Origin of the sequence: Virgisporangium aliadipatigenens (assembly GCF_016863615.1) — a bacterium.
Classification (GTDB): Bacteria; Actinomycetota; Actinomycetes; order Mycobacteriales; family Micromonosporaceae; genus Virgisporangium; species Virgisporangium aliadipatigenens.
Window position 1 is genome coordinate 10,745 of sequence record NZ_BOPF01000008.1, and the last position, 24,455, is coordinate 35,199.

A 24,455-nucleotide genomic window follows, 5' to 3' on the forward strand; every position below is an offset into this window, starting at 1 on the left:
CGGGGCAATGACAGGTCCAGTCGGACCCGTGGTATCCGTAGTGAACGACCACCTAGGCTCTTAACGCAGACGGCTTCCCACAGCGTTGTGGGACGAGGGGAGAAAGTGTGTCCATGGACCTGCGGACTGCCGGGTCGGACAGCTACGACGACACGGTGGACTCCGACACCCCGTTACCCAATGCCGATCGGATGGTCGCCGAGTGTGTGCTCCTCGCGGCTGCCCGGGCGGCCGACGACCCTCAGCTCGGCGCACTGGTCGGGCAGTTCTGGCGGCTCGTTCCCGATGAGGAACTGACCGGGCTCACGGCGGCGCAGATGCTCGACGCGACCGTCTCCCACCGCGACCTGGCCGCGCAGCGGGTGCAGGGGGAGCTGAAGCTGCGGGTCTCGACCCCGGAGGACGGCGCCCACACGGCGATCGAGATCGTCACCGACGACATGCCGTTCCTGGTCGACTCGGTCGCCGCCGCGCTCGCCGCCCGCGGGCTGGACACGCACCTGGTGGTGCATCCGCTGTTCGTGGTGAGCCGGGAGCCGCTGGGCGCCCTGCGCGAGATCCAGGTCGGCGTGGAGCCCGAGGACGCCGAGCCGGACCAGCTGGTCGAGTCCTGGATGCGGATCCAGACGGACGTGGTGCGCGAGGCGTCCGAGCGGGAGGAGCTGCACAACGATCTCGTGCGGGTGCTGACCGACGTGCGCGAGGTCGTCGAGGACTGGCAGAAGATGCGGGCCCGGGCGCTGGAGCTCGCCGACGAGCTGTCCAAGGCGAGCCTGCCGGTGCCGGCGAAGGACATCACCGACTCGATCGAGCTGCTGCGCTGGCTGGTGGACGACCACTTCACGTTCCTCGGGTACCGGGAGTACCGGCTGGACAAGGGCGACGAGGGCGAACTGGTCCTCGCCGCGCAGCTCGGCACCGGCCTGGGCATCCTGCGCGGGGACCGGCCGAAGCCGCGCGCGCTCAAGACGATGAGCCCGGAGTCGTACGCGAAGGCGCTGGAGAAGCGCCTGTTGATCATCACGAAGGCCAACTCGCGGGCGACGGTCCACCGCTCCGCGTACCTGGACTACATCGGCTTCAAGATCTTCGACGAGGCCGGCGAGGTGATCGGCGAACGCCGCTTCCTCGGCCTCTTCTCGACGGCGGCGTACCGCACGAGCGTGCGCGAACTGCCGGTGGTGCGGCGCAAGGTCGCCGAGGTGGTGGAGCGCGCCGGGGTCTCCCCGCGCAGCCACTCCGGCAAGGACCTCATGGAGATCCTGGAGACCTACCCGCGCGACGAACTGTTCCAGATCGCGACGGACCAGTTGCACCGTTCCGTGATGGGCGTGCTGCGGCTGGCCGGCCGGCGGCAGGTGCGCCTGTTCGTGCGGCGGGACGCGTACGGGCGGTTCATCTCCTGCCTGGTGTACCTGCCGCGGGACCGGTTCACGACGGCGAGCCGGCTGAAGATGCAGGACATCCTGCTGCGCGAGCTCAACGGCGTCGGCGTGGACTACACGACCCGGGTCACCGAGTCGATGCTGGCCCGGATCCACTTCATCGTGCGCACCGACCCGACCAACCCGCCGGGGGAGATCGACGTCGAGGCGTTGACGGCGCTGATGTCGGCGGCGAGCCGGCTCTGGGAGGACGACTTCCGCCTGGTGCTCGAACGCCAGGTCGGCGGCGCCGGGGTGCGCGAGCTGTACAACCGCTACGCGACCGCGCTGCCCGACCCGTACAAGGACGGCTACTCCCCGGAGGAGGCCGTCAAGGACATCGCCAAGATCGAGCTGCTCGACGAGCCGGGCGACCTCGTCATGCACCTGTTCCGCCGGCGCAAGAACGACGCCGACGTGCGCTTCAAGGTGTTCCGTCAGGACCGGCCGATGCTGCTGTCGGCGGTGCTGCCGGTGCTGCACTCGCTGGGCGTCAAGGTCACCGACGAACGGCCGTACGAGGTGCGCCGCAGCGACTCGACGGTGTACCTGTACGACTTCGGCCTCCAGCTGCCGGCCGGCTCGCGGGACATCGTCGACGTGCGTTCCCAGGTGGAGAACGCCTTCTCGGCCTCGTGGCGGGGTGAGGCGGAGGTCGACGGGTTCAACGCGCTGGTGCTGACGGCCGGCCTCACCTGGCGGCAGGTGGTGGTGCTGCGCGCGTACGCGAAGTACCTGCGCCAGGCCGGAACGGTGTTCTCGCAGGACTACATGGAGCAGACGCTGCTGGCGTACCCGGGGATCGCCGCGCTGCTGGTGGCGCTCTTCGAGACGCGGTTCGACCCGAGCCTGCGGCTGGACGAGTCGGACCGCGCGCTGCAGGCCAAGGAACTGGTCGAGGCGCTGCACCGGCAGCTCGACGCGGTGACGAGCCTGGACCAGGACCGGATCGTGCGCTCGTACCTGACGTTGATCACGTCGACGCTGCGCACGAGCTTCTTCCAGCGGGCCGACGGGCGGCCGAAGTCGTACACGGCGTTCAAGCTGGACCCGATGTCGATCCCGGACCTGCCGGCGCCGCGGCCGAAGTACGAGATCTTCGTGTACTCGCCGCGCTTCGAGGGTGTGCACCTGCGGTTCGGCTCGGTGGCGCGGGGCGGGCTGCGCTGGTCGGACCGGCGGGAGGACTTCCGCACGGAGATCCTGGGCCTGGTCAAGGCGCAGATGGTGAAGAACGCCGTCATCGTGCCGACCGGCGCCAAGGGCGGCTTCGTGCTGAAGCGTTCGACCCCGGCTGGGGACCGCGAGGCGCTGATGGCCGAGGGCGTGGCCTGCTACCGGCTGTTCATCTCGGCGCTGCTGGACGTGACGGACAACCTGATCGGCGGCGAGGTCGTGCCGCCGCGCGACGTGGTGCGCCACGACGCCGACGACACGTATCTGGTGGTGGCGGCCGACAAGGGCACGGCGACGTTCTCGGACATCGCCAACGAGATCTCCCTGAGGTACGGGCACTGGCTCGGGGACGCGTTCGCGTCGGGCGGGTCGGCCGGCTACGACCACAAGAAGATGGGCATCACCGCGCGGGGCGCGTGGGAGGTGGTCAAGCACCACTTCCGCGCACTGGGCCACGACACGCAGACGCAGGACTTCACGGTCGTCGGCGTCGGTGACATGTCCGGCGACGTGTTCGGCAACGGGATGCTGCTGTCCGAGCACATCCGGCTGGTGGCGGCGTTCGATCACCGGCACGTCTTCCTGGACCCGGACCCGGACGCGTCGGTGTCGTTCCGGGAGCGGAAGCGGATGTTCGACCTGCCGCGCTCGTCGTGGGCGGACTACGACACCTCGCTGATCTCCGAGGGTGGCGGCGTCTGGCCCCGGACGGCGAAGTCGATCCCGGTGGCGCCGCAGGTCCGCGCGGTCCTCGGGCTGCCGGAGACGGTGACGACGCTGACCCCGCCGGAGCTGATGCGCGCGATCGTCAAGGCGCCGGTGGACCTCTTCTGGAACGGCGGCATCGGCACCTACGTCAAGGCCAGCACCGAGTCGCACGGCGACGTGGGCGACAAGGCCAACGACGCGATCCGGGTCAACGGCCGCGACCTGCGCTGCCGGGTGGTCGGCGAGGGCGGCAACCTGGGGCTCACGCAGTGCGGGCGGATCGAGTTCGCGCGCTACGGCGGGCCGGAGCACACCGGCGGGTACGTCGCGACGGACTTCATCGACAACTCGGCCGGCGTGGACTGCTCCGACCACGAGGTCAACATCAAGATCCTGCTGTCGCGGGTGGACCTGCCCGAGGCCGAGCGCAACGCGTTGCTGGCCGCGATGACGGACGAGGTCGCCGACCTGGTGCTGCGGGACAACTACTTCCAGGCGACGGCGCTGGGCAACGCGCAGTCCCAGGCCGCGTCGCTGCTCCCGGTCCACCAGCGGTTGATCACCGATCTGGAACGCCGCGGCGCGCTGGACCGCGCGCTGGAGTTCCTGCCGGACGACGAGGATCTGGCGCAGCGCGGGCAGTCCGGCACCGGGCTGACCAAGCCGGAGTTCGCGGTGCTCATGGCGTACGTCAAGATCGTGCTGGAGCACGAGATCCTGGACTCCGACCTGCCGGACGACCCGTGGACGCGCGACGTGCTGCGCGACTACTTCCCGACGCCGCTGCGGGAACGGTTCGCCGCGGAGATGGACGAGCACCCGCTGCGCCGCGAGATCGTCACGACGGCGGTCGTCAACGAGGCGGTCAACCGGGGCGGCGTGTCGTTCTTCTTCCGGGCGGCGGACGAGACGGGTGCGAGCGTCGCCGACGTGCTGCGCGCGTACGTCGTGATCCGGGAGGTCTACGGGCTGCGCGAGCTGTGGGCCGCCACGCAGGCGCTGGACAACCGGGTCTCCACGCAGGCGCAGACGGCGGTGTACCTGGAGGGGCGCCGGCTGCTGGACCGTTCGGTGCGCTGGCTGGTCTCCAACCGGCGTTCGCCGATCGATGTCGAGGGCGAGATCGCGCGGTTGCGGCCCGGGGTCACCGCGCTGTTGCCGCGCCTCGGTGAGCTTTTCCGGGGGAACGAGCGGGAGTCGCTGCGCCGCCACGAGCGGGAGCTGGTCGACCTGGGCCTGCCCGAGCAGGTGGCGACCGACGCCACGCGGGGCATGTACGGGTTCGGCCTGCTGGACGTGGTGGAGGTGGCCAATACGACGGGTCGCCCGCTGGAGGACGTCGCCGGGGTGTACTTCGCGCTGTCCGAACGGTTCCGCGTCGATTACCTGCTCTCGCGCATCTCCGGCCTGCCGCGCGCGGACCGGTGGCAGACGCTGGCCCGGATGGCGCTGCGCTACGACCTGTACGCGGCGCTGGCGGCGCTGACCGGTGAGGTGCTCGCCGGGACGGCCGCGGGCGACGCCGAGGCGCGGGTCACCGAGTGGGAGCAGACGAACGCCGTCGCGATCACCCGCACCCGCAACGCGATCAGCGAGTTCGACGACTCGTCGGCGGACCTGGCGGCGCTGAGCGTGCTGCTGCGCCAGATCCGCACGCTGGTACGTACCTCCTCGGCCGGCGCGTAGGCGGGTACGTAGCGCGGCGAAGGCGGCGTCTACGTATGTCGGCACCGGCGTATACGTATGCCCTGAGCTGGGGAAATACGTCGCCGGTGCCGATGTGGCGGGGTGGCCGCGCAGCGCATCGTAGACAGCATGAACGCACACCCTGACGTCCTGTTCGAACTCGTCCGCTACCACCAGGCAGACCTACGCCGCGAGGCGTCCTACCACCGGCTCGCCCGCCGGATGCGCACGGCGCTCCGCGGCCGGCACGCCGGTCGCCCCGTCAACAGCACGGCCGAATGAAAGTGAGAAGCGGCGCCCGGGGGTCCCACCGGGCGCCGCTCGCGTTTGTGGACTGGTCATTTGACCATGGGGAAGTGTCACACCGCGTCGGTACGCTTGCCGCGTGCGCGGAGGGCGACTGGGGGTCAGCCCCGTGATGGTGGGGCGCGCCGGTGAGCTGCGGCGGTTGCGCGGGCTCGTCGGTTCCGTCGACGCGCAGGTCGCCATGATCGCGGGCGAGCCGGGCGTCGGCAAGAGCCGCCTGGTGCAGGAGCTGCTCGCCGATCTGCCCGCCGGGGGCCGGGCGCTGGTGGGGCAGGCGGACCCGGGCACCCTGGGGCGGCCGTTCGAGCTGCTGCTGGACGCGCTCGACAGTTGCCGGCCCGAGGACGGGGCCGGTGCCGAGCTGCTGCGCGAGATCAGCGATCCGGCGCTGGGCGCCCCGGAGCGGCTGCGGCTGGCGCTCGCCGCGGTGGAGCAGGCTGACCCGGCGGTGGTGATCTTCGAGGACCTGCACTGGGCGGACGCGGAGAGCGTGGCCCTGTTCGAGCGGCTGGGCGACCTGCCCGGCGGTCGGCTCCTGGTCGGCACGTACCGGCCGGGCGAGGTGGACCGGCGCAATCCGCTCGCCGACCTGTTCGGGCGGCTGGAGCGCCGCTATCCGGTGACCTACCTGCGGTTGGAGCGGCTCTCGCTGGACGACACGTCCGCGCTGCTCACCGCGATGACGGGCCGCCCGCCGACCTACCGGTCCGCCGTGACGCTGCACCACCGCACCGGCGGCAACCCGTTCTTCCTGGAGGAGCTGCTCAAGGCGGCCGGGCCGCTGGAGGACGTGGACCTGGACAAGCTGAGCGGCGAGCCGCTGCCGTGGAATCTGGCGGACGCGCTGCGCCGGCAGCTCGACGAGCTGGACCCGGGGCAGGAGCGGGTGATCGAGGCAGCGGCGGTGCTGGGCCGCAAGGTGCCGTTCGACCTGCTGGCGGCCGTGACCACGCTGGACGAGGACGAGCTGATCTCGGTGCTGCGCGAGCTGGTGCGGCGCGGCATGCTCGTGGAGATCGGCGACGACGAGTTCGGCTTCCGGCACGCGCTCGCCCGGGAGGCCATCGCCGACCAGCTGCTCGGCCGGCAGCGGCGTCGCCTGCACGAGCTGGCCTACGAGTGTCTCGTCGCGGGTGGCAGCCCCGATCTGGCGCTGGTGGCGCACCACGCCTGCGGCGCGGGCCGCTACGACGACATGGTGGCGGCGGCGCGGCGCGGCGTGAAGGAGTATCTCGCCAAGGGCTCCGCCTACCAGGCGCTGCAGCTGGCCGAGCTGGGCCTCTCGGAGGTTCCCGAGGATGGCGAACTGATCGCCGGCGCGGCCCGGGCGGCGTGGCTCGCGGGGCTCCTGGACGACGCCAACCGCTACGGCAAACGGCGGCTGCGGGCGGCGGAGACGGCCGAGGAGGGCTCGGCGGCGCTGCGCCTGCTGGTCCGCATCAAGTGGGAGACCGGCATGGTCGAGCACATGGCCGAGCTGACCGAACGCCTCGTGGCGACCGTCGACGAGCTGCCCGACGGCTGCGAGAAGGCGCGGGCGATGGCGGCCGTCGCCCAGTCCTACATGCTGCGCGACTACTGCACGGAGACCGTCGACTGGGCCGACCGCGCGATCGCCGCCGCCGACCTGCTGGGCGAGCCGGGGGTGCGCCTGGCGGCGCAGGTCGAGAAGGGTTCGGCGCAGAGCTCCGGGTCGGTCAACCAGGAGGAGGGGCGCCAGCTGCTGTACCGCACGGCCGACGAGGCCGAGCGGATCGGCGAGTGGCTGTCGGCCGCCCGCGCGCTCAACAACCTGCTCAGCAACGCGCCGCCGGCCCGGGTGGAGGACCAGCGGCGGGTGCTGGAGCGGATGCGCACCGCCGCGCAGCGGGCCGGGTTCGAGGCGCTGGCCGTGGCCTCCTACTTCGAGCACAGCGCGCAGCAGGCGTTGATCGACGGTGACCTGCCGGCCGCGATCGCCGCCGTCGAGGAGGGGCGCCGCCGCGACCAGGGGACGCTGCGCACCAGCCGGGGCACGGACTACCACGGGATGCTCCGCGCCGGGCTGGCGCTGGAGGCCGGCGAGCTGGACGTGGCGCGGGCGATCGTGACGCGGTACGAGGAGGCGTTCCCCTACCGCAAGCGCAAGAAGCGGTCGCTGTCGACGCCGGGCCTCTTCTTCCACGTGGCGTGCCGTTCGGGGGACCTGGTGGCCGCCGAGGAGTACCTGGCGGAGATGGTCGACATCGCCTCGCAGTCGCGGGTGTGGGGCGATCTGGCGCACGATCTGATCTCGGCGGGGCTCGCGGCCAAGCTGCCCGCGCCGGCGCTGCGGCCGCTGATCGGGCGGCTGGTGGCGCGGCCGGAGAGCTGGCGCTGGCTGCTCGACGCCCAGCTCGACGAGGCGGACGGGAGTCCCGACCGGGCGCTGGCCGACTACGTTCGGGTCACCGAGGCGGCCGAGCTGCCCAAGCCCGTGCTCGGGACGGCGCACGTCGGTGCGGCGCGCGTTCTGCTCGCGGCGGGGCGGGCGGCGGAGGCGCGGCAGCACGTGGCGCGGGCGGCGGAGCTGCTGGCGCGGTGGGGCGGGTGGCGGGTGGCGGCGCTGGACGAGCTGCGCGCCGGTGGTGCCGCGCCGGTGCTCGACGCGTTGACGCCGCGCGAGCTGGAGGTGGCGCGGCTGGTGGCGGCCGGGTTGACCAATGCCGAGCTGGCGCGGCGGCTGTTCATCTCGCCGCGCACGGCCGCGGTGCACGTGAGCAACATCCTGAGCAAGCTGGAGATCTCGTCGCGGACCGAGGTGGCGCGGCTGCTGCGCCCCGGCTCATCCGACAATTAGATAACTCTTCGCGTTTAAACCAGTACGCTTCATTTGTGTTACCGGTGATCTTCGTCGTGGCGGGGCTGTTCCTGCTCGTTTTCGTGCGGGCGGTCACCGGCTACGTGCGCACCGGCGACCGGCTGCACGCGGCCACGATCCTGGTCTTCCTCTCCGTGGGGACGCTCTACTTCCTGCAGGTGGCACGGGTCTTCGTGGTCCTGCCCGAGTGGATCTCCGTGGCGGCGCTGGTGCTGCTGCTCGGGCAGCCGGTGTTCACGCTGCGGCTCGTGGCACTCGTGCGGCCGCTCTCGCCGTACGTCACCGGCAGCTGGATCGCCGCCTGGATCGCCGTCGGCGGCGCCGTCGTGCTCACCTACCCGCTGACCGACGCCATGGCGGTCGTCTTCGTCGGGTACTTCGTGCTCGGCGAGGCGGTCGCGGCGGCGTTCCTGGCCGGGGAGGTCCGGCGGCGGGCCGGTGCGCCGCGCGTGCGGCTGTCGGCCGCGGCCATCGCGACCGGGCTGTTCGCGCTCGGGATGTTCCTCGCCGGGGCCGGGCGGTACGCGGGGGACGCGGCGCAGTCGTTCGCGGTCGCGTCGCGGCTCGTGGCGCTCGGGTCGGCCGTGGGGTACCTGGTGGCGTTCGTGCCGCCGCGCTTCCTGCGCCAGCAGTGGTCCGCCCGAACGGCGTACCTGCTCATGACCCGCCTGCTCGAGCAGTCCACCGGCACCCCCGAGGAGACCTGGGCGCGGTTCGCGCGGCTCGGTACCGAGGCCGTGGACGCCGACCTGGCCGTCGTCGTGTCGCTCCCGGCGGCCGGCCGTCCCGAGGCGCTGGTCGTCGCGGGCACCACGCGCGACGAACTGGAGCCCGCCGAACTGGCCATGGTGCTGGAGTACGCCGACAGCCCCGGCCCGACCCGCGTCGGCGAACGGCGCCACGGCCACTTCGTGACCCGCGTGCCCCTGACGCTGCACAGCGGGCAGGCCGGCGTGCTGGTGCTGCTCGCCGTGCGGCCCAGCCTGTTCACCGTCGACGACATCACGCTCCTCGGCGACCTGGGCCGGCAGGCGGCCGTCATCGCCGAGCGCAGCCAGCTCACCACCGAACTGCGTGGCGTCGTGGAGCAGCTGCGCGCGGCCAACCACGCCAAGAGCGACTTCGTCGCCGCGATGAGCCACGAACTGCGCACCCCGCTCAACGCCATCATCGGGTTCAGCGAGCTGATGCGCGACGAGGAGCCGACCGACGACGACCGCCGCCAGGTGCCCACGGAGTGGATCGAGAACGTCTACTCCAGCGGCCGCCACCTGCTCGGACTCATCAACGACGTGCTGGACCTGGCGAAGGTCGAGGCCGGCCGGATCGACCTGCGGCCGGAGCCGCTCACGGTCGACGCGGCCGTGCACGAGGCGGCCGCACCGCTGCGCCCGCTCGTCGACGCCAAAGGGCTCACGCTCAGCGTCGGGGTGCCGGAGCTGACCGTGCGGGCCGACCGGCTGCGCCTCCGTCAGATGATCACCAACCTCCTGTCGAACGCGATCAAGTTCACCCCGGAGGGCGGCACCATCACGATCTCCGCGCACGACGGCGACGGCGCCGTCCACCTGAGCGTCGCCGACACCGGCCCGGGCATCGCCGAGGCGGACCAGCGGCGCATCTTCGAGGAGTTCCAGCAGGTGGGGGATGCCGGCTCGCGCGCATCCGGCACCGGGCTCGGCCTCGCGCTGACGTCCCGGCTCGCCCAGGCGCACGGCGGCGGCGTCGAGGTCGAGTCGACGCTCGGGGCCGGTTCGACGTTCACCCTGAACCTGCCGACGGCGCCGGTGCCGGACCCGACCGGGCCGGCCACCCACGGCGGCATCCTGATCATCGAGGACGACCCCGCCGCCGCGAGCCTGCTGCGCACCTACCTCCAGGCCGCCGGCTATCAGACGATCATCACGGCGAACGGCGGCGACGGCCTCACCGCCGCGCGAAACACCGCACCCGACGTCATCCTGCTCGACGTGCTGCTGCCCGGCCTCGACGGCTGGGGCGTGCTGCGCCAGCTCAAGGAGGACCCGGTGCTGCGGCACATCCCCGTCGTGATGGTCTCCGTCGTCGAGGAACGCGAACTGGGTCTCTCCCTCGGCGCCGTCGACTTCTTCGTCAAGCCGGTCGACCGGCAGGCGCTGCTCGGCTGGCTCGACCGGCGCGGGCTCATCCCGCTGCCGCCCGGCGCCCGGACGCGCGTGCTCGTCGTGGACTCCGATCCGACCGGCCGCACGGCGGTCGAGGGCGCGCTGGCCGACCAGGGGCTGATCGTCTTCACCGCCACCAGCGGCGCGGAGGCGCTGCGGCTGGCCCGTGACACCCGCTTCGACCTGATCCTGAGCGAACTGATCGGGCCGGACCTGGACGGCTTCAGCCTCATCGCCGCACTGAACGAGGACAAGCGCACCCGCGACGTGCCGGTGGTGATCCTCGCCGACGAACTGAGCGCGGAGGACAAGGCCCGGCTCGGGGACCGCATCCTCGGCGTGCTGCCGCGCGCCGGCCTCGCCCCGACCGACCTGCGCGCCTGGCTGGACCGCAGCATGCTCTCGGGAGTGAAACAGTGACGCGGATCCTGCTGGTCGAGGACAACGAGCTGAACCGCTCGCTCGTGCGCGCCATCCTCAGCCGCACCCGCGAACCGGTGCTGGCGGGCGCCGCCCTGTCGGAGGCCGGCTCGCTGGCCGAGGCGCGGGCGCTGCTGGCCGGTGCGGCGTTCGACCTGGTGCTGCTGGACATGCACCTGCCGGACGGGAGCGGGCTGGCCCTGGCGCAGGAGCTGCAGAGCACCGGCGCCGAACGTCCGGCGATCGTCGCGCTGACGGCCGCCGTGCTGCCGGCCGAGCAGGCCGCGACGCTCAACGCGGGCTGCGACGCGTTCCTCGCGAAGCCCTACACCAGCGGCCAGCTCATCGAGGCGATCGGCGGCCTGCTCAACTGAGCGGGGACTACGCCACGTCGCGGCGGCGCATCGCGATGACCGACACCGCCACCAGCGCCAGCGTCGCGACGCCGAGGATCACGGCCGAGTCGTCCATCGAGATGCTCCACTCCACCGGCGCGCAGTCGCCCTCCGCGTAGCGGCACGGGGTGAAGTCGACGAACTGCGCCTTCTTGTCCAGCCAGGCCTGCACGTACGAGGACAGGAACCAGCGCTCCACCTTCGGCACCTCGGTCAGGCGCAGCACGATGTTCAGGCCCACCTCGATGACCAGCAGGTAGCCGACGGCCACGCCCATCGCCATCGCCGTGTGCCGGCCGAGCGAGGCGAGCGCGAACCCGATCGCCGCCGCGGCCAGCGCCAACCCGAGCGCCCGGGCCGTGTCGAGCCCCAACGACGTCAGCGAACCCTGCGTGACCCTGCCGACCTCGCCCCGGTAGCGCGCGATGCCATAGGCCGCCGCCACCCACGCCGCCGCCAGCAGCGCACCCGTGACGGCCAGCCCGAACAGCAGCGTGAACAGCTTCGTCAGCAGCACCAGGATCCGGCGCGGCCGCCAGATCAGCAGGTTCATCATCGAGCCGGAGGACCACTCGGCGCCCACGAACGACGCCCCGACGGCGAACGCCAGCATCGCGAAGATCCCGCCGAAGACCAGCACCAGGTCGTGCGCCTCCCGGGCGAAGCCGAACGTCGACGGCAGGAACGACGCGTCGTCGATCTCGGCCGGGTTGAAGTACTCGGCGCAGGTCACGCCGGGCGGCGGCGTGGAGACCGGGCCCAGTTCGCCACCGGGCGGTCCACCCGGCTCGGTGCCCGGTGTGCCCGGCTCGGTGCCCGCCGTACTGCCCGGCGACGGGGTCGGCCGCGGGTTGCGCACCGCCTCCTCGCACCGCGCACGCTGCTGCGTGAGGAACGCCCGCTGCCGGTCCGCCTCCACCTTCGCCTTCGCCCGCGCGGCATCGGTGGGAACGTGCGACGAGTACGCGATCCCGCCGCCGATCAGCGCCAACAGCAGGATCACGATCAGGAACATCATCCGCGTGAACCGCCGCGCGAAGAGCCGGCTCCACTCGGCCGCGAAGAGGCGCATCACTTCGCCCCGTGGCCGAACGCGGCGGCGGACTCGCCGACCTGCCGGGTCACGCCAGGTTCGGGGACGGTGCCGGTGAGCTGGAGGAAGACGCTCTCCAGGTCGGGCCGCTGCGGGGTCAGTTCACTGATCCACATCTTGTGTGCCGCCAGCGTCTCCGTGATGATCGCCGGGTCGGCGACGCCGCGCGCCATCAGATGGTCCCGTTCGGTGGTGATCTGGAAGCCGGCGTGCCGCAGGGTCTGGGCGGCGCGTTCGTGATCGGCGACCCGGATCAGGAACTCGCCCTTGTCCTGCGCCCGCAGCACGCTGTCGACCGCGCCGTGCGCCACCCGTCGGCCGCGCGAGATGATCGTCACCGAGTCGCAGATCTGTTGCACCTCGCCGAGGATGTGGCTGGAGAGCACCACCGTCGTGCCGTGCTCGACGAGGCCGCGCATCAGGTCGCGCATCTCGCGGATGCCGGCCGGGTCGAGGCCGTTCGCCGGCTCGTCGAGGATCAGCAGCCGGGGCGCCTTCAGCAGCGCCGACGCCACGGCCAGCCGCTGCTTCATGCCGAGCGAGTAGGTCTTGACCCGGTCGCCGGCGCGGTCGCGCAGCCCGACGAGTTCGAGCACCTCCTCGACCCGTGCCCGGCGGACCCCACCGGCCCGGGCCAGGATGCGCAGGGTGCGCCGGCCGGAGAAGTTCCCGAAGAACCGGGGTGCCTCGACGATGGCGCCGATGTGGCCCGCGACCTCGGGCAGCGCGGACGGTACCTCTCGACCCAGCAACGTCATCCGGCCGCTGTTGGGCCGCACGAGTCCGAGCAGGGTCCGCAGCGTCGTCGTCTTGCCGGAGCCGTTGGGACCGAGAAAGCCGTGGATCTGTCCCTGCTCGACGCGCATGTCGAGGCCGTCGACCGCGCGGTGCGGCCCCTTGAACGCGGAGCGGTACGTCTTCCGCAGCCCGTTGATCTCCAGAACGGCGTCCACCCGCGACACCATACGGGGATGTAGGTACCCGTGGGTGCGCACGCGGGGACGGTGGTTGGATGGGGCCGTGAATCCGGACGCGGTCATCTCCGTCGACAAGGCCACCATCACGCGGGGCGGCACCCATCTGATCCGTCAGATTTCCTGGCAGGTCGAGCTCGACGAGCGGTGGGTCGTCCTGGGACCCAACGGCGCGGGCAAGACCTCCCTGCTCAACCTGGCCGCCGCCCGCGTCCACCCGACCCGCGGGACGGTCCATGTTCTGGGGGAACGCCTAGGCCGCGTCGACATCTCCGAGCTGCGCACCCGGATCGGGTTCGCCAGCGCGGCGCTGGCCGGGACCGTGCCGGCCGACGAGAAGGTGCTCGACGTGGTGGTCACCGCGTCGTGGTCGGTGGTCGGACGGTTCAACGAGCGGTACGACGAGATGGACGTATTGCGCGCCAAGGGCCTGCTCGACCAGTTCGGGGTCGCGTCCCTCGCGGACCGTACCTTCGGGACGCTTTCCGAGGGGGAACGCAAGCGCGTGCAGATCGCCCGCGCGCTGATGACCGACCCGGAGCTGCTGCTGCTCGACGAGCCGGCGGCCGGCCTCGACCTCGGTGCGCGCGAGGACCTGGTGCGCCGCCTCGCCGACCTCGCCGAGGACCCGGACTCGCCGGCGCTCGTGCTCGTGACGCACCACGTCGAGGAGATCCCGCCCGGGTTCGGCCACGTGCTGCTGCTGCGTGACGGCGGCGTCGTCGCCCAGGGGCTCATCGAGGAGACGCTCACCTCGGAGAACCTGTCGAAGACGTTCGACCTGCCGCTCACGCTGTCCCAGGTGGACGGCCGCTTCGCAGCCCGGGCCTCCTGACGCTCAGCGGTAGACGTCGCGGTGTTCGATGGCGCGCTGCAGGGCCCGGTACACCTTGCCGAAGCGCAGCTTGTCCCGGGTCGCGAAGAGCATCAGATCCTCGTCGAGATGGCGCGCCCAGATCTGGTGCTCCACCCCGCCCGTCTCGTACGAGCGCTCGATCATCGTGATCACCCCCTCGACGATGAACATGCCCGCGCCGGCGCAGAAGACCACGGCCAGCACCGCACCGCCCAGCACGACGACGGTGTCGTACTTGGTGAAGTCGACCGCCTGCACCACTACCGCGGCGATCGCGATCGCTCCGAGGACCACCGCAACGAGCGCTATGCGCGCCGCGATGATCCCCATGTGCTGCACACCGCGTTTACCGTGGCGGTGCCACACCAGTTCCAGGTCGTCCAGTCGATACGCCCGGTCCTCCACGTGCAGTTCGGCGGACCCTACGTAGACCGCGTTGTCGCGGTAAAAGGTGGTCATCGCCCCCCACTCCCGCTAAGAGATTAAGGGTTGCGGCGCGCCCGCGCTGTGGCTCAGGACCGATGTGTAGCGATGTCTAGCAAGGAGGGCCCGTGGGCGAGTTCGTCCGGCTTGAGGTGGCTGAGGGTATCGGGACGATCCGGTTGGACCGGCCGCCGATGAACGCGCTCAACATCGCCGTTCAGGGGGAACTGCGTGCAGTCGCGCACGCCGTCACGTACGACGACTCGATCCGGGCCGTCGTGCTGTACGGCGGCGAGAAGGTCTTCGCGGCCGGCGCGGACATCAAGGAGATGGCCGCCATGGACTACGCGACAATGGCCAACCGGGCCGCCGCGCTGACGAACGCGCTGGACGACCTCGCGCGCGTCCCCAAGCCGGTCGTCGCGGCGATCACCGGCTACGCCCTCGGCGGCGGCTGCGAACTGGCGCTCACCGCCGACTGGCGGGTCGCCGCCGACGACGCGAAGCTCGGCCAGCCGGAGATCATGCTCGGCGTCATCCCCGGGGCCGGCGGCACGCAGCGGCTGGCCCGCCTGGTCGGCCCGGCGAAGGCGAAGGACCTGGTCTTCACGGGACGGCACGTCGACGCCCAGGAGGCCCTCGCGATCGGGCTGGTCGACCGGGTCGTGCCGGCGGCCGAGGTGTACGAGGCGGCGCTGGCGATGGTGCGCCCGTTCGTGAACGGCCCCGCGCAGGCGCTGCGCGCCGCCAAGCTCGCGATCGACGGCGGCCTGGAGATGGACCTCGCATCCGGCCTGCAATGGGAGGCGCAGCTGTTCGCGGCCCTGTTCGGGACGGCCGACCGCACCGAGGGCATGAACGCCTTCGTCGCCAAGCGGAAACCCGACTTCACCGGGAAGTGATCGACAGGGCTCGGATGCGCCTGTTGGCACGACGCCTACACTCGGCTTCATGCCTGCGCCCGGGACCCAGCTTGGCGTCGACTTCGGCACCTCCAACACGGTGGCCGTCGTGCGACTGCCGGACGGCCGGTCCCGGTCGTTGCTCTTCGACGGCTCGCCGCTGCTGCCGTCGGCCGTCTACGCCGAGCCCACCGGCGCGGTCGTGGTGGGCCGCGACGCGATCCACAGCGCCCGCCTGGAGCCCGCGCGCTTCGAGCCCAACCCGAAGCGTCGGATCGACGACAGTTCGGTGCTGCTGGGCGACCGGGAGATCGGCGTCCAGCAGCTCGTCGCGTCGGTGCTCGCCCGAGTGGCCGACGAGTTCAAGCGCACGGTCGGGGACTCCGTCCCGCATGTGACCATCACGTGCCCGGCCGCCTGGGGGGCCACCCGGCGGCTGGTGCTCTCCGACGCGGCGCAGGCCGCCGGGCTCGGCCAGGTGCGCCTCGTGCCCGAGCCGGTGGCCGCCGCCACCTACTTCACGCAGGTGCTCGGCAAGCAGGTGCCGGTCGGCTCGGTGGTCGTGGTGCACGACTTCGGCGCGGGGACGTTCGACGCCAGCGTGGTGGCGCGCACCTCGACCGGCTTCGAGGTGCTGGCCGTCGACGGGCGGGACGACATCGGCGGGCTCGACGTCGACGAGGCACTGATCGGCCACGTGCGGGCGATCTGTTCGGAGCGCGACGCCGCCGGGTGGGCGCGCCTGCAGACCCCGTCCACAGTGGACGAACGCCGGGCCCGGCGGATGCTCTGGGACGACGTGCGCATCGCCAAGGAACGGCTCTCCCGGCAGCCCACCGCCGACCTCACGGTGCCGCTGCTGAACATCGACATCCATATCACCCGCGAGGAGCTCGAAGAGCTGGCGCGGCCCGTGCTCGAACAGACCGTGCGGGTCACCCAGGGCGTGATGCGCTGGGCCAACCTGCCGCAGGGGCAGATCGCCGGGGTGTTCCTGGTCGGCGGTTCGAGCCGGATGCCGCTGGTCGCCACGATGCTGCACCGCGCCATCGGCGAGCCGCCCGTGGTGATCGACTCACCCGAACTGGTCGTGGCCGAGGGGAGCCTGCACGCCGGTTCGGTCGCGATTCCGCAGAGCGCGGCGCCCGCACCAGGGCCGGCGACCGGGATCATGCCGGCGCTCGGCTACCGCGCGGACGGCACACTCGGGCCGATCAGTCCCGGGCCGACCTCCGGCGCGCCGCCGGCACAGGTGGGCGGGCCGGTCTCGGGTGCGCCGTTCCCGAGCAGCGGGCCGCCGGTCTCGGCCCCGCCCGTGTCGGCCAACCCGTACCCGTACCCGTCGTCCGGCCCGCCGGCCGCGGGGCCCTCGTCCGCCCCACCGGTGTCGGGCCCCGGATATCCGCCGCCCGGTGGGTATCCGCCGCCGGGGTACCAGCCGCCCGCCGGCTACCCCGGGAACCAGCCCGACCCGTACGGGCCGCCGCCCGGCAACCAGCCGTACCCGCCGCAGCCCTACCCGGGCGGCCAGCCCTTTCCGGGCGGCCAGCAGGGTCCGGGTGGGCAGCCTCTCCCGGGTGGGCCGCAGGGCAACCAGCCGTACCCGGGCGCGCCGCAGGCCCAGCCGGTGGTGCAGCAGCAGCCGGTGGCCCAGCAGCAGCCCGTACAGCTGCAGCGCCCGGTCACCCAGCAGCAGCCGGTGACCTACCCGCCGCCCGCCTACCAGCCGCAGCCGCCCTCGACGAGCTTCCCGCCGACGACCCAGTCGCCGCCGGTGTCGGCCCCGCCGGCGTCGTCGCCGCGCACCGGCGCCGTCTACCAGAGCGGTCGCGCGTCCATCCCGTCGCCGCCGCGCGAGGAGCCCGCCCCGCAGCCGGCTCCGGCCCGCCGCCCCGAACGCCGCTACGAGCCCGAGCCCGAGTACGAACGCCCGGCGGTGCGCCGTCCCGCGGCGGCCGTCCGGCGCTCCGGCGGCGGCTTCTTCGGCGGCGTGGCGCGGGTCGTGCGCACGGTGCTGGTGACGGTCCTGCTGATCCTGGTGCCGGTCGTGGCCGGCTATGTGGCGTACCAGATCGCGAGCGAACAACCCGTCTGGCCGCCACCGTTCATGCAGTGACCCCCGCATTTCAGTGACCCTGCGGTTCGAAACTTGCGGGTAACCTCCTGCCATGGCGAACATCGAGGGGCACGGAGGCGACCTCCTCCTGGCGGCGCTGCGCCCGTACGGCGTGACCGAACTGTTCACCCTCTCCGGCGGGCACGTCTTCCCGGTCTACGACGCGGCGCACCGCGGCGGCGTGCGCATCCTGGATGTGCGGCACGAGCAGTCCGCGGTGTTCGCGGCCGAGGCCGTGGCGAAGCTCCAGCGCCGGCCGTCGCTCGCCGTCCTCACGGCCGGGCCGGGTGTCACCAACGGCATCTCGGCGATCACCAGCGCCCACTTCAACGGTTCGCCGGTGGTCGTCGTCGGTGGGCGGGCGCCGCAGGTGCGCTGGGGCTCCGGCAGCCTCCAGGAGCTGGACCACGTGCCGCTGGTCGCGCCGGTGACCCGCCACGCGTCGACCGTCACGGCCACCGCCGACATCCCGGCCGACGTGCAGCGCGCGGTCACCGCCGCGTTGACGCCGCACCGCGGCCCGGTCTTCCTCGACCTTCCGCTGGACGTGGTGTTCAACGGGGGCGCGGTCGATCTCGCGGAGTCGCCGTCCGTCGCCGCCGTCGAGCCCGATCCGGAGGAACTGAGCCGAGCCGCCGCGCTGCTCGCCGGTGCCGTTCGGCCGGTGATCATCGCCGGGTCGGACGTGTACGCCGGGGATGCGGTCGCCGCACTGCGCGAGGCGGCGGAGGCGTTGCAGGTGCCGGTGTTCACCAACGGGATGGGCCGGGGCGCGCTGCCGCCCGAGCACCCGTTGGCGTTCTCCCGCGCCCGCCGGGCGGCGCTGAGCGGCGCCGACGTGGTCTGCGTGATCGGCACCCCGCTGGACTTCCGGCTCGGGTTCGGCCACTTCGGCGAGGCGCAGGTGATCCACGTCGTCGACGCGCCCGCGCAGCGGGCCACGCACGTGGAGGTCGCCGCCTCGCCGGCGGGGGACCTGCGGCTGGCGCTGTGCGCGTTCGCGGAGAAGGGCGCCCGGCACGACGACTGGATCGCGCAGCTGCGGCAGGTCGAGGACGCCGCGCGCGCCAAGGACGCCGATCTTCTTTCCGCCGACACCGATCCGATCAAGCCGTCCCGGGTGTACGGGGCGCTCAGGAGCGTTCTGGACCGGGACGCGGTCACCATCGGCGACGGCGGCGACTTCGTCTCCTACGCGGGGCGCTTCCTCGAACCGGCCGTGCCGGGCGCCTGGCTCGACCCGGGACCGTACGGGTGCCTCGGCACCGGCATGGGCTACGCGATGGGCGCCCGCGTGACGTACCCCGACCGGCAGGTGTGCGTGCTGATGGGCGACGGCGCGGCGGGGTTCTCGCTGATGGACGTCGAGTCGCTGGTGCGCCAGGAGCTGCCGGTGGTGATCGTCGTCGGCAACAACGGCATCTGGGGGCTGGAGAAGCACCCGATGCGCGCCATGTACGGCTACGACGTCGCGGCCGACCTCCAACCGGGGCTGCGCTACGACGACGTGGTGTCGGCGCTTGGCGGCGCGGGGGAGACCGTCGCCAAGTCGGCCGATCTGGAGCCGGCGCTGCAGCGGGCGTTCGCCGCGGGTGTGCCGTATCTGGTGAACGTGTTGACCGATCCGGAGGACATGTACCCCCGTTCGTCCAACCTCGCCTGACGGCGGTTGCGTTCCGTTAACCCAAAGCACCCTTTTGCGTGCTTACCTTCCGCCATGCGTTGGCAACTCGCCTGTCTGGGCATGGCCGGAACGACGATCCGCGACGGCGGTCTGGTGGAACAGGCCGTCACGGTGGCGGTGGCCGGGCAGGGGGTGGTGCCCGGCACCGCCGAACACGAACGCATGCTCGCCGTGGTGCGCAAGACGATGGGCCGCAGCAACATCGAGGTCTTCCGGCTGCTGCTCGACGGCGACGAACGGCGGGCCCGGGCGGCCAACGCCGAGTTCGAGCAGGCGTACGGGCTGCTGGTGGACGACGGGGCGATCGAGCCCGTGCCGGGCGTGGTCGAGGCCATCAGCACGCTGCGCGAGTCCGGGGTGAAGGTGGCGCTGACGACCGGCTTCGCGCGTTCGACCCAGAACGCCGTCCTGGACGCGCTCGGCTGGCACGGACTGATCGACCTGGCGCTCTCGCCGGCCGACGCCGGACGCGGGCGGCCCTACCCCGATCTGGTGCTGGTCGCGGCGCTGCGGCTCGGCGTGGAGGACGTCGCGCGGATCGCGGTCGCCGGGGACACGCCGCTCGACGTGATCGCGGGCCGGCGCGCGGGGGCCGGACTGGTGGCCGGCGTGCTCACCGGCGCGGCCGACGCCACCGAACTGCGTGCGGCCGGCGCCACCACTGTGATCGACTCGGTGGCGGGACTGCCGGCGCTGATGGGCGTGGGCCGGCCGGCCGCTGTCTACCCGCAGGCGGTATGACTGGACTACCCTCTTGGGTATGACAGTCCGGATCGCCGTGAGTCTGCCCGACGACGTGGCCGAACGGCTCGCCCGCGAGCCCAACGTCTCGCGCTTCGTCGCGGAGGCCGTGCGCCAGCAGATCCGGCGCGAGCGCAGCATGGATCTGTTGGCCCAGGCGGGTTACGTCTTCGACGAGACCGACATCGAGGCCGGCCAGCAGTTGATCACCGAGCACCTCGGCTCGGTCTCGCCGGAGCTGGCCGCCCGCGCCGACGAACGCCTCTCCCGCTGGAAGCGCCGATGAGCGCCGCGCGACGCCGGGCGCTGAGCGGGAAGCCGAGATGAGCGTGCGATCGGTGCCGCGGCGTCGTCCGGGGGGAGCGGAGCTTGCGGAGCGGAGGGAGGGCGACGCCTCAGGGCGGCGCCGGGCGCTGAGCGGGAAGCCGATATGACCTACGTGCTGGACGCGGGGGCCATGCTCCGCTACGGCGAGAGCGTGGAGCTGGGACGGCTGCTCGGCGGTGCGGTCGACGTGTCCACGCGGGTGGTGCTCCCGCTGATCAGCCTCGCCGAGGCCTACCGCCAGGCGGCCGACGACGAGGCCCTCGCACTGCTCGACGCCCTGTGCGGCCAGCCCGCCGTGGTCGTGGTGGGCGCCCAGGCCGACGACGCGCTGGCCCTGGGCGGGATCGGCGCCGCGGTCGGCGACCTCGACCGCGCGCACGCCATCGTCGAGGCGATGCGCCGGCGCGCGGTGCTCCTCACGACGGACAGCGACACGATGCGCCCCGAACTCCCCGACGGCTGGCCGGTCCTCGACCTCTGACCCGCGCGGCAAGGATCTTCGATCGCCCCCGGACCCGGCAGCGGAGTGGTCGATCACGCCGAAGGCGGAGCGACCCGGAGCGGTGCGCGCGGGAGCGTACGGTCGCGCGCACGACGGACGCGCGTATATGAAAATCCTTACTTGCGATCTTCTTCGTCGTCGCGGGGGCGCGTGTTGAGGCTGCGGAGGAATTCGGGGTCGTCGTCGGGGGCGAGCGGCTTCGGTGGCGTGGGGCGCGGCTGCTGCCCGGATCCGCCGCCGTATCCGAAGCCCGTGGCCCCGCGCGGTCGACCCAACAGGAACCACGCGAGCGAGCCGAGCAGGGGGAAGAGCAGGATCACGAACACCCAGAGCACCTTGGGCAGCCCACGGATCTCGTCCTCGTCGCGTGCCAGGCAGTCGATCAACGCCAGGAGGGCGAGACCGATGACGATCAGCACGGGCAGTAGGCGCAGCATGGGCCCCATGATGCCCCTGTGCGTGACGGGTGTCACCAGCGGCTCATGCTACTAGTCGGTAACATCGGGACGCGTCCCGTAACGTGAACGCAAACCATCCAGCTGGGAGGGCTTCGCACAGGCATGAAGATCGTCGTACTCGTCAAGCAGGTGCCTGACTCAGGTGCGGAGCGTAGCCTGCGTGCTGACGACAACACCGTCGACCGCGCCACCGCCAACAACGTCATCAACGAGATGGACGAGTACGCCATCGAAGAGGCGCTCCGCCTCAAAGAGGCGCACGGCGGCGAGGTCGTCATTCTGACCATGGGGCCGGACAAGGCCACCGACTCCATCCGCAAAGCCCTGTCGATGGGCCCCGACGCGGCCGTTCACGTCGTCGACGACGCGCTGCACGGCTCGTGCGCGATCGCCACGTCCAAGGTGCTCGCCGCCGCGCTCGCCCAGCAGAACGCCGACCTGATCATCGCCGGCGCCGAGTCGACCGACGGGCGCGTCCAGGTCCTGCCGCACATGCTGGCCGAGCGGCTCGGCATCGCCGCGCTCACCGGCGCGCGCAAACTCACCGTGGACGGCTCCACCCTGACCGTCGAGCGGCAGACCGACGAGGGCTACGAGGTGGTCACCGCCAGCACCCCGGCCGTTGTCAGCGTGTGGGACACGATCAACGACCCGCGGTACCCGTCGTTCAAGGGGATCATGGCGGCGAAGAAGAAGCCGGTGCAGACGCTCTCGCTCGCCGACCTGGGCGTCGCCGCGTCCGAGGTGGGCCTCGACGGCGCCACGAGCGCCGTGCTCGAACACGGCAAGCGCCCGCCGCGCACCGGCGGCAACACCGTCGAGGACTCCGGTGACGGCGGCGTGAAGCTGGTCGAGTTCCTGGCCACCGAGAAGTTCGTCTGAGAGGGCTGAGATGGCTGAGGTTCTGGTAGTCGTCGACTCCACCGGCGGCGAGCCCAAGAAGGTGAGCCTGGAACTGCTCACCCTGGCGCGCAATCTCGGATCGCCGTCCGCGGTGGTCTTCGGCCCCGCCGACTCGCTCGTCGCGAAGCTCGGCGAATACGGCGCGGAGAAGGTGTACGTCGCCGACAGCGCCGACGTGACGGACTTCCTGGTGGCGCCCAAGGCGACCGTGCTCGCCTCGCTGGTCGGCCAGGTGCAGCCGGCCGCGGTGCTGATCGCCTCCACCCAGGAGGGCAAGGAGATCGCCGGTCGGCTCGCCGTGAAGCTCGACAACGGGCTGCTCGTCGAGGCGGTCGACGTCGCCGCCGACGGCACCGCCACGCAGGTCGCGTTCGCCGGCGGCACCATCGTCAAGTCCAAGGTCACCAAGGGGATCCCGCTGGTGGCCGTTCGGCCCAACTCGGTCACGCCCGCGCCCGCGCCGGCCAACCCGAGCGTCGAGGCCGTCACGGTGGCGATCGAGGAGAAGGACAAGCTCGCGAAGGTCGTCGAGCGGGTGGCCGAGAAGAAGGGCTCCCGCCCCGAGCTGACCGAGGCGTCGATCGTCGTCTCCGGCGGCCGCGGCGTCGGCAACGCCGACAACTTCAAGCTGGTCGAGGAGTTCGCCGACCTGGTGGGCGGTGCCGTCGGTGCCTCCCGGGCGGCCGTGGACGCCGGGTTCTACCCGCATCAGTTCCAGGTGGGGCAGACCGGCAAGACGGTGTCGCCGCAGCTGTACGTGGCCCTGGGCATCTCCGGCGCCATCCAGCACCGGGCCGGCATGCAGACCTCCAAGACGATCGTCGCCGTCAACAAGGACAACGAGGCGCCGATCTTCGAACTGGCCGACTTCGGGGTCGTCGGGGACCTGTTCAAGGTCGTTCCGCAGGCGTTGGACGAGATCCGCAAGCGTAAGTAGTTCGATCACCTGTGCGGGGGCGCCCTTTCCGGGCGCCCCCTTCAGTTTGTCAGCGTCCCGCGCAGCAGGCTGCGGCCCGAGTGGGTCTGCACGTTGTCGTACTCCTCGGCGGAGACGTCCACGACGCGGTACTGCCGAAGGTCCACAGTGGAGTTCAGCGGCAGCAGCACGTCGCCGCTGTCCGTCAGGTGCCCGATCGAGAACATCCGCATCGTCACCGGATCGATCAGCCACACCTCGTAGTAGCCGGTGCTCAGCGGCAGGCCGGTCACGTGCAGGTGCAACCGGGCGCCGTCACCGGAGCCGAGCACCCGCGCCTCCCCGCCGGCCCCGACCGGCGCGTTCGGGAACGCCTCCAACGTCGCCCGCGCCACCACGGTCGGGGCGGCTTCCTTCCGGAGCGCACCGACACCGAGCGTCCCCGCCACACCGAGCGCGGTCGCGGCGACGGCGGTGACGGCGAGGCGCAGCCACTCCCTCCTCCGGGGCCGCAGGATCGGAACGTCCACTGTGGAGGGTCGTTCGACGGCGGCTTCGATGCGCGCCCACACCGACGCCGGCGGAGCCGGAAGGTCACGCACCTCCTGCGACTCCGCGCCGATGTCCGCCACCGCGCGAAGCGAAGCGACCTCGGCGGCACAGTGCGCGCAGGACGCGAGATGGCCGGCCGCCGCGTCGTCGGGCTCGCCGAGCGCGAGCAGCACGAGCCGTTCAGGATCCGGATGCGACACCGTCCACCTCCAATCGCTTGCGCAGCCGCAGCATTCCCCGGCGCAGATGGCTCTTGACCGTGCCGAGCGGCAGGCCGGTCACCGCCGCCACCTGCTGGTGCGTCAGGTCGTCGTAGAACGCCAACTCCAGCACCCGCCGCTGTTCCGCCGGCAGGCGACCCAGTTCGTCGGCGACGACGAGGCGGTCGAGGACCCGTTCCGGGCCGGGCTCCACCGGTGTCGGCTCGGGCAGCGAACGCAGCCGGTCGGCGACCCGGTGCTCGCGGGACGCCACGCGGATCCGGTCGATCACCTTGCGCCGCGCGATGGCGAGCAGCCAGCCGAGGAGCGAGCCGCGCTCCGGATCGAACGTCTCCCGCCCCTGCCATGCCGCCACGAACGTCGCCTGCGTGACGTCCTCCGCGTCAGCGCGGGTCGCGAGGCCCCGCGCGGCGAGATGCAGAACCGCCGGGCCGTACCGGTCGTACACCCGCCGCAGGGAGTCCGGCCCGCCGCATCGGAACGCCTCGGCCAGCTCGACGTCGGGATGCGCCGACTCGGCGGCGCTCATCCGTCGTGTAGCCATCGGGGCACACCTGACCATAGCCGCATACCCGCGCCTACGACGGCGGTGCCGCGTTCGGATGCGACCTGTGAGCAATTACCGCCGCCGCATCCGGAACGACCCGTGGGCGGCGTAGTCCCGGCCGACAGATCCTCGATCGTTGGAG

General features: G+C 72.0%; 20 protein-coding genes. 14 read left to right on the plus strand and 6 right to left on the minus strand.

What is annotated here, in order from left to right; genetic code table 11:
• Positions 1–113 precede the first annotated feature (113 nt).
• The 5 genes from Val02_RS12625 (at position 114) to Val02_RS12645 (ending at position 11,077) form a co-directional block, all read left to right on the plus strand.
• A complete protein-coding gene (locus tag Val02_RS12625) occupies positions 114–4,994 on the plus strand; it encodes an NAD-glutamate dehydrogenase (protein ID WP_203899206.1) in 4,881 nt (1,626 codons plus the stop codon).
• A 129-nt stretch (positions 4,995–5,123) separates the two neighbouring features.
• Positions 5,124–5,276 carry a hypothetical protein gene (locus Val02_RS12630; RefSeq protein WP_203899207.1) on the plus strand — a complete coding sequence of 51 codons (153 nt, stop codon included), beginning with the start codon at positions 5,124–5,126 and terminating at the stop codon, positions 5,274–5,276.
• Positions 5,277–5,379: 103 nt separating this feature from the next.
• A complete protein-coding gene (locus Val02_RS12635; RefSeq protein WP_239152804.1) occupies positions 5,380–8,118 on the plus strand; it encodes an ATP-binding protein in 2,739 nt (912 codons plus the stop codon).
• Positions 8,119–8,153: 35 nt separating this feature from the next.
• Entirely contained in the window at positions 8,154–10,703 is a 2,550-nt protein-coding gene (locus tag Val02_RS12640) for a response regulator (RefSeq protein ID WP_203899208.1), read from the plus strand.
• Positions 10,700–11,077 carry a response regulator gene (locus Val02_RS12645; RefSeq protein WP_203899209.1) on the plus strand — a complete coding sequence of 126 codons (378 nt, stop codon included), beginning with the start codon at positions 10,700–10,702 and terminating at the stop codon, positions 11,075–11,077. The genes Val02_RS12640 and Val02_RS12645 overlap by 4 nt, the downstream gene beginning before the upstream one ends.
• Before the next feature lie 7 nt (positions 11,078–11,084).
• Here the strand turns inward: Val02_RS12645 and Val02_RS12650 are convergent, their stop codons facing one another.
• Both Val02_RS12650 and Val02_RS12655 read right to left on the minus strand, forming a co-directional pair.
• Positions 11,085–12,170 carry an ABC transporter permease subunit gene (locus Val02_RS12650; protein WP_203899210.1) on the minus strand — a complete coding sequence of 362 codons (1,086 nt, stop codon included), beginning with the start codon at positions 12,168–12,170 and terminating at the stop codon, positions 11,085–11,087.
• A complete protein-coding gene (locus Val02_RS12655) occupies positions 12,170–13,144 on the minus strand; it encodes an ATP-binding cassette domain-containing protein (RefSeq protein ID WP_203899211.1) in 975 nt (324 codons plus the stop codon). Before Val02_RS12655 ends, Val02_RS12650 begins: the two co-directional genes overlap by 1 nt.
• Positions 13,145–13,154: 10 nt before the next feature.
• On the opposite strand from Val02_RS12655, the gene Val02_RS12660 reads away from it, so the two are divergent.
• Entirely contained in the window at positions 13,155–14,000 is an 846-nt protein-coding gene (locus Val02_RS12660; RefSeq protein ID WP_239152870.1) for an ABC transporter ATP-binding protein, read from the plus strand.
• A gap of 3 nt (positions 14,001–14,003) precedes the next feature.
• Here Val02_RS12660 and Val02_RS12665 read toward each other — a convergent pair whose 3' ends face one another.
• Positions 14,004–14,480, minus strand: a complete 477-nt coding sequence (locus Val02_RS12665; protein ID WP_203899213.1) for a DUF6232 family protein — start codon at positions 14,478–14,480, stop codon at positions 14,004–14,006.
• Positions 14,481–14,572: 92 nt separating this feature from the next.
• Here Val02_RS12665 and Val02_RS12670 point away from each other — a divergent pair, with 92 nt between their 5' ends.
• The 6 genes from Val02_RS12670 to Val02_RS12695 all read left to right on the plus strand — a co-directional run bounded on the left by Val02_RS12670 (position 14,573) and on the right by Val02_RS12695 (position 20,695).
• Entirely contained in the window at positions 14,573–15,346 is a 774-nt protein-coding gene (locus Val02_RS12670) for an enoyl-CoA hydratase/isomerase family protein (RefSeq protein WP_203899214.1), read from the plus strand.
• A gap of 49 nt (positions 15,347–15,395) precedes the next feature.
• A complete protein-coding gene (locus Val02_RS47295) occupies positions 15,396–17,462 on the plus strand; it encodes an Hsp70 family protein (RefSeq protein ID WP_239152805.1) in 2,067 nt (688 codons plus the stop codon).
• A 52-nt stretch (positions 17,463–17,514) separates the two neighbouring features.
• Positions 17,515–19,125: an acetolactate synthase gene (locus Val02_RS12680; RefSeq protein WP_203899215.1), complete on the plus strand. Its 1,611-nt coding sequence runs from the start codon at positions 17,515–17,517 to the stop codon at positions 19,123–19,125.
• Positions 19,126–19,179: 54 nt separating this feature from the next.
• Positions 19,180–19,887, plus strand: coding sequence for a phosphonatase-like hydrolase (locus tag Val02_RS12685; protein WP_203899216.1), 708 nt, complete (start codon positions 19,180–19,182; stop codon positions 19,885–19,887).
• A gap of 19 nt (positions 19,888–19,906) precedes the next feature.
• On the plus strand, positions 19,907–20,173 hold the full coding sequence (locus Val02_RS12690; RefSeq protein ID WP_203899217.1) for a hypothetical protein: 267 nt from the start codon (positions 19,907–19,909) through the stop codon (positions 20,171–20,173).
• 144 nt (positions 20,174–20,317) lie between these two features.
• Entirely contained in the window at positions 20,318–20,695 is a 378-nt protein-coding gene (locus tag Val02_RS12695; protein WP_203899218.1) for a PIN domain-containing protein, read from the plus strand.
• A 137-nt stretch (positions 20,696–20,832) separates the two neighbouring features.
• On the opposite strand, the gene Val02_RS12700 is transcribed toward Val02_RS12695, so the two are convergent.
• The gene (locus Val02_RS12700) at positions 20,833–21,153 is read right to left on the minus strand and encodes a PLD nuclease N-terminal domain-containing protein (protein ID WP_203899219.1); all 321 of its coding nucleotides are present in this window, start codon (positions 21,151–21,153) and stop codon (positions 20,833–20,835) included.
• Between the two features lie 123 nt (positions 21,154–21,276).
• Between Val02_RS12700 and Val02_RS12705 the strand changes: the two genes are divergently transcribed.
• Positions 21,277–22,056: an electron transfer flavoprotein subunit beta/FixA family protein gene (locus tag Val02_RS12705; protein WP_203899220.1), complete on the plus strand. Its 780-nt coding sequence runs from the start codon at positions 21,277–21,279 to the stop codon at positions 22,054–22,056.
• A 10-nt stretch (positions 22,057–22,066) separates the two neighbouring features.
• Entirely contained in the window at positions 22,067–23,014 is a 948-nt protein-coding gene (locus tag Val02_RS12710) for an electron transfer flavoprotein subunit alpha/FixB family protein (RefSeq protein WP_203899221.1), read from the plus strand.
• Positions 23,015–23,055: 41 nt separating this feature from the next.
• Here the strand turns inward: Val02_RS12710 and Val02_RS12715 are convergent, their stop codons facing one another.
• Together Val02_RS12715 and Val02_RS12720 are read right to left on the minus strand one after the other, a co-directional pair.
• Positions 23,056–23,745 carry an anti-sigma factor domain-containing protein gene (locus tag Val02_RS12715; RefSeq protein ID WP_203899222.1) on the minus strand — a complete coding sequence of 230 codons (690 nt, stop codon included), beginning with the start codon at positions 23,743–23,745 and terminating at the stop codon, positions 23,056–23,058.
• Complete coding sequence (locus Val02_RS12720; protein WP_373317887.1) at positions 23,726–24,310, minus strand: RNA polymerase sigma factor; 585 nt, start codon at positions 24,308–24,310, stop codon at positions 23,726–23,728. Before Val02_RS12720 ends, Val02_RS12715 begins: the two co-directional genes overlap by 20 nt.
• Positions 24,311–24,455: the final 145 nt, after the last annotated feature.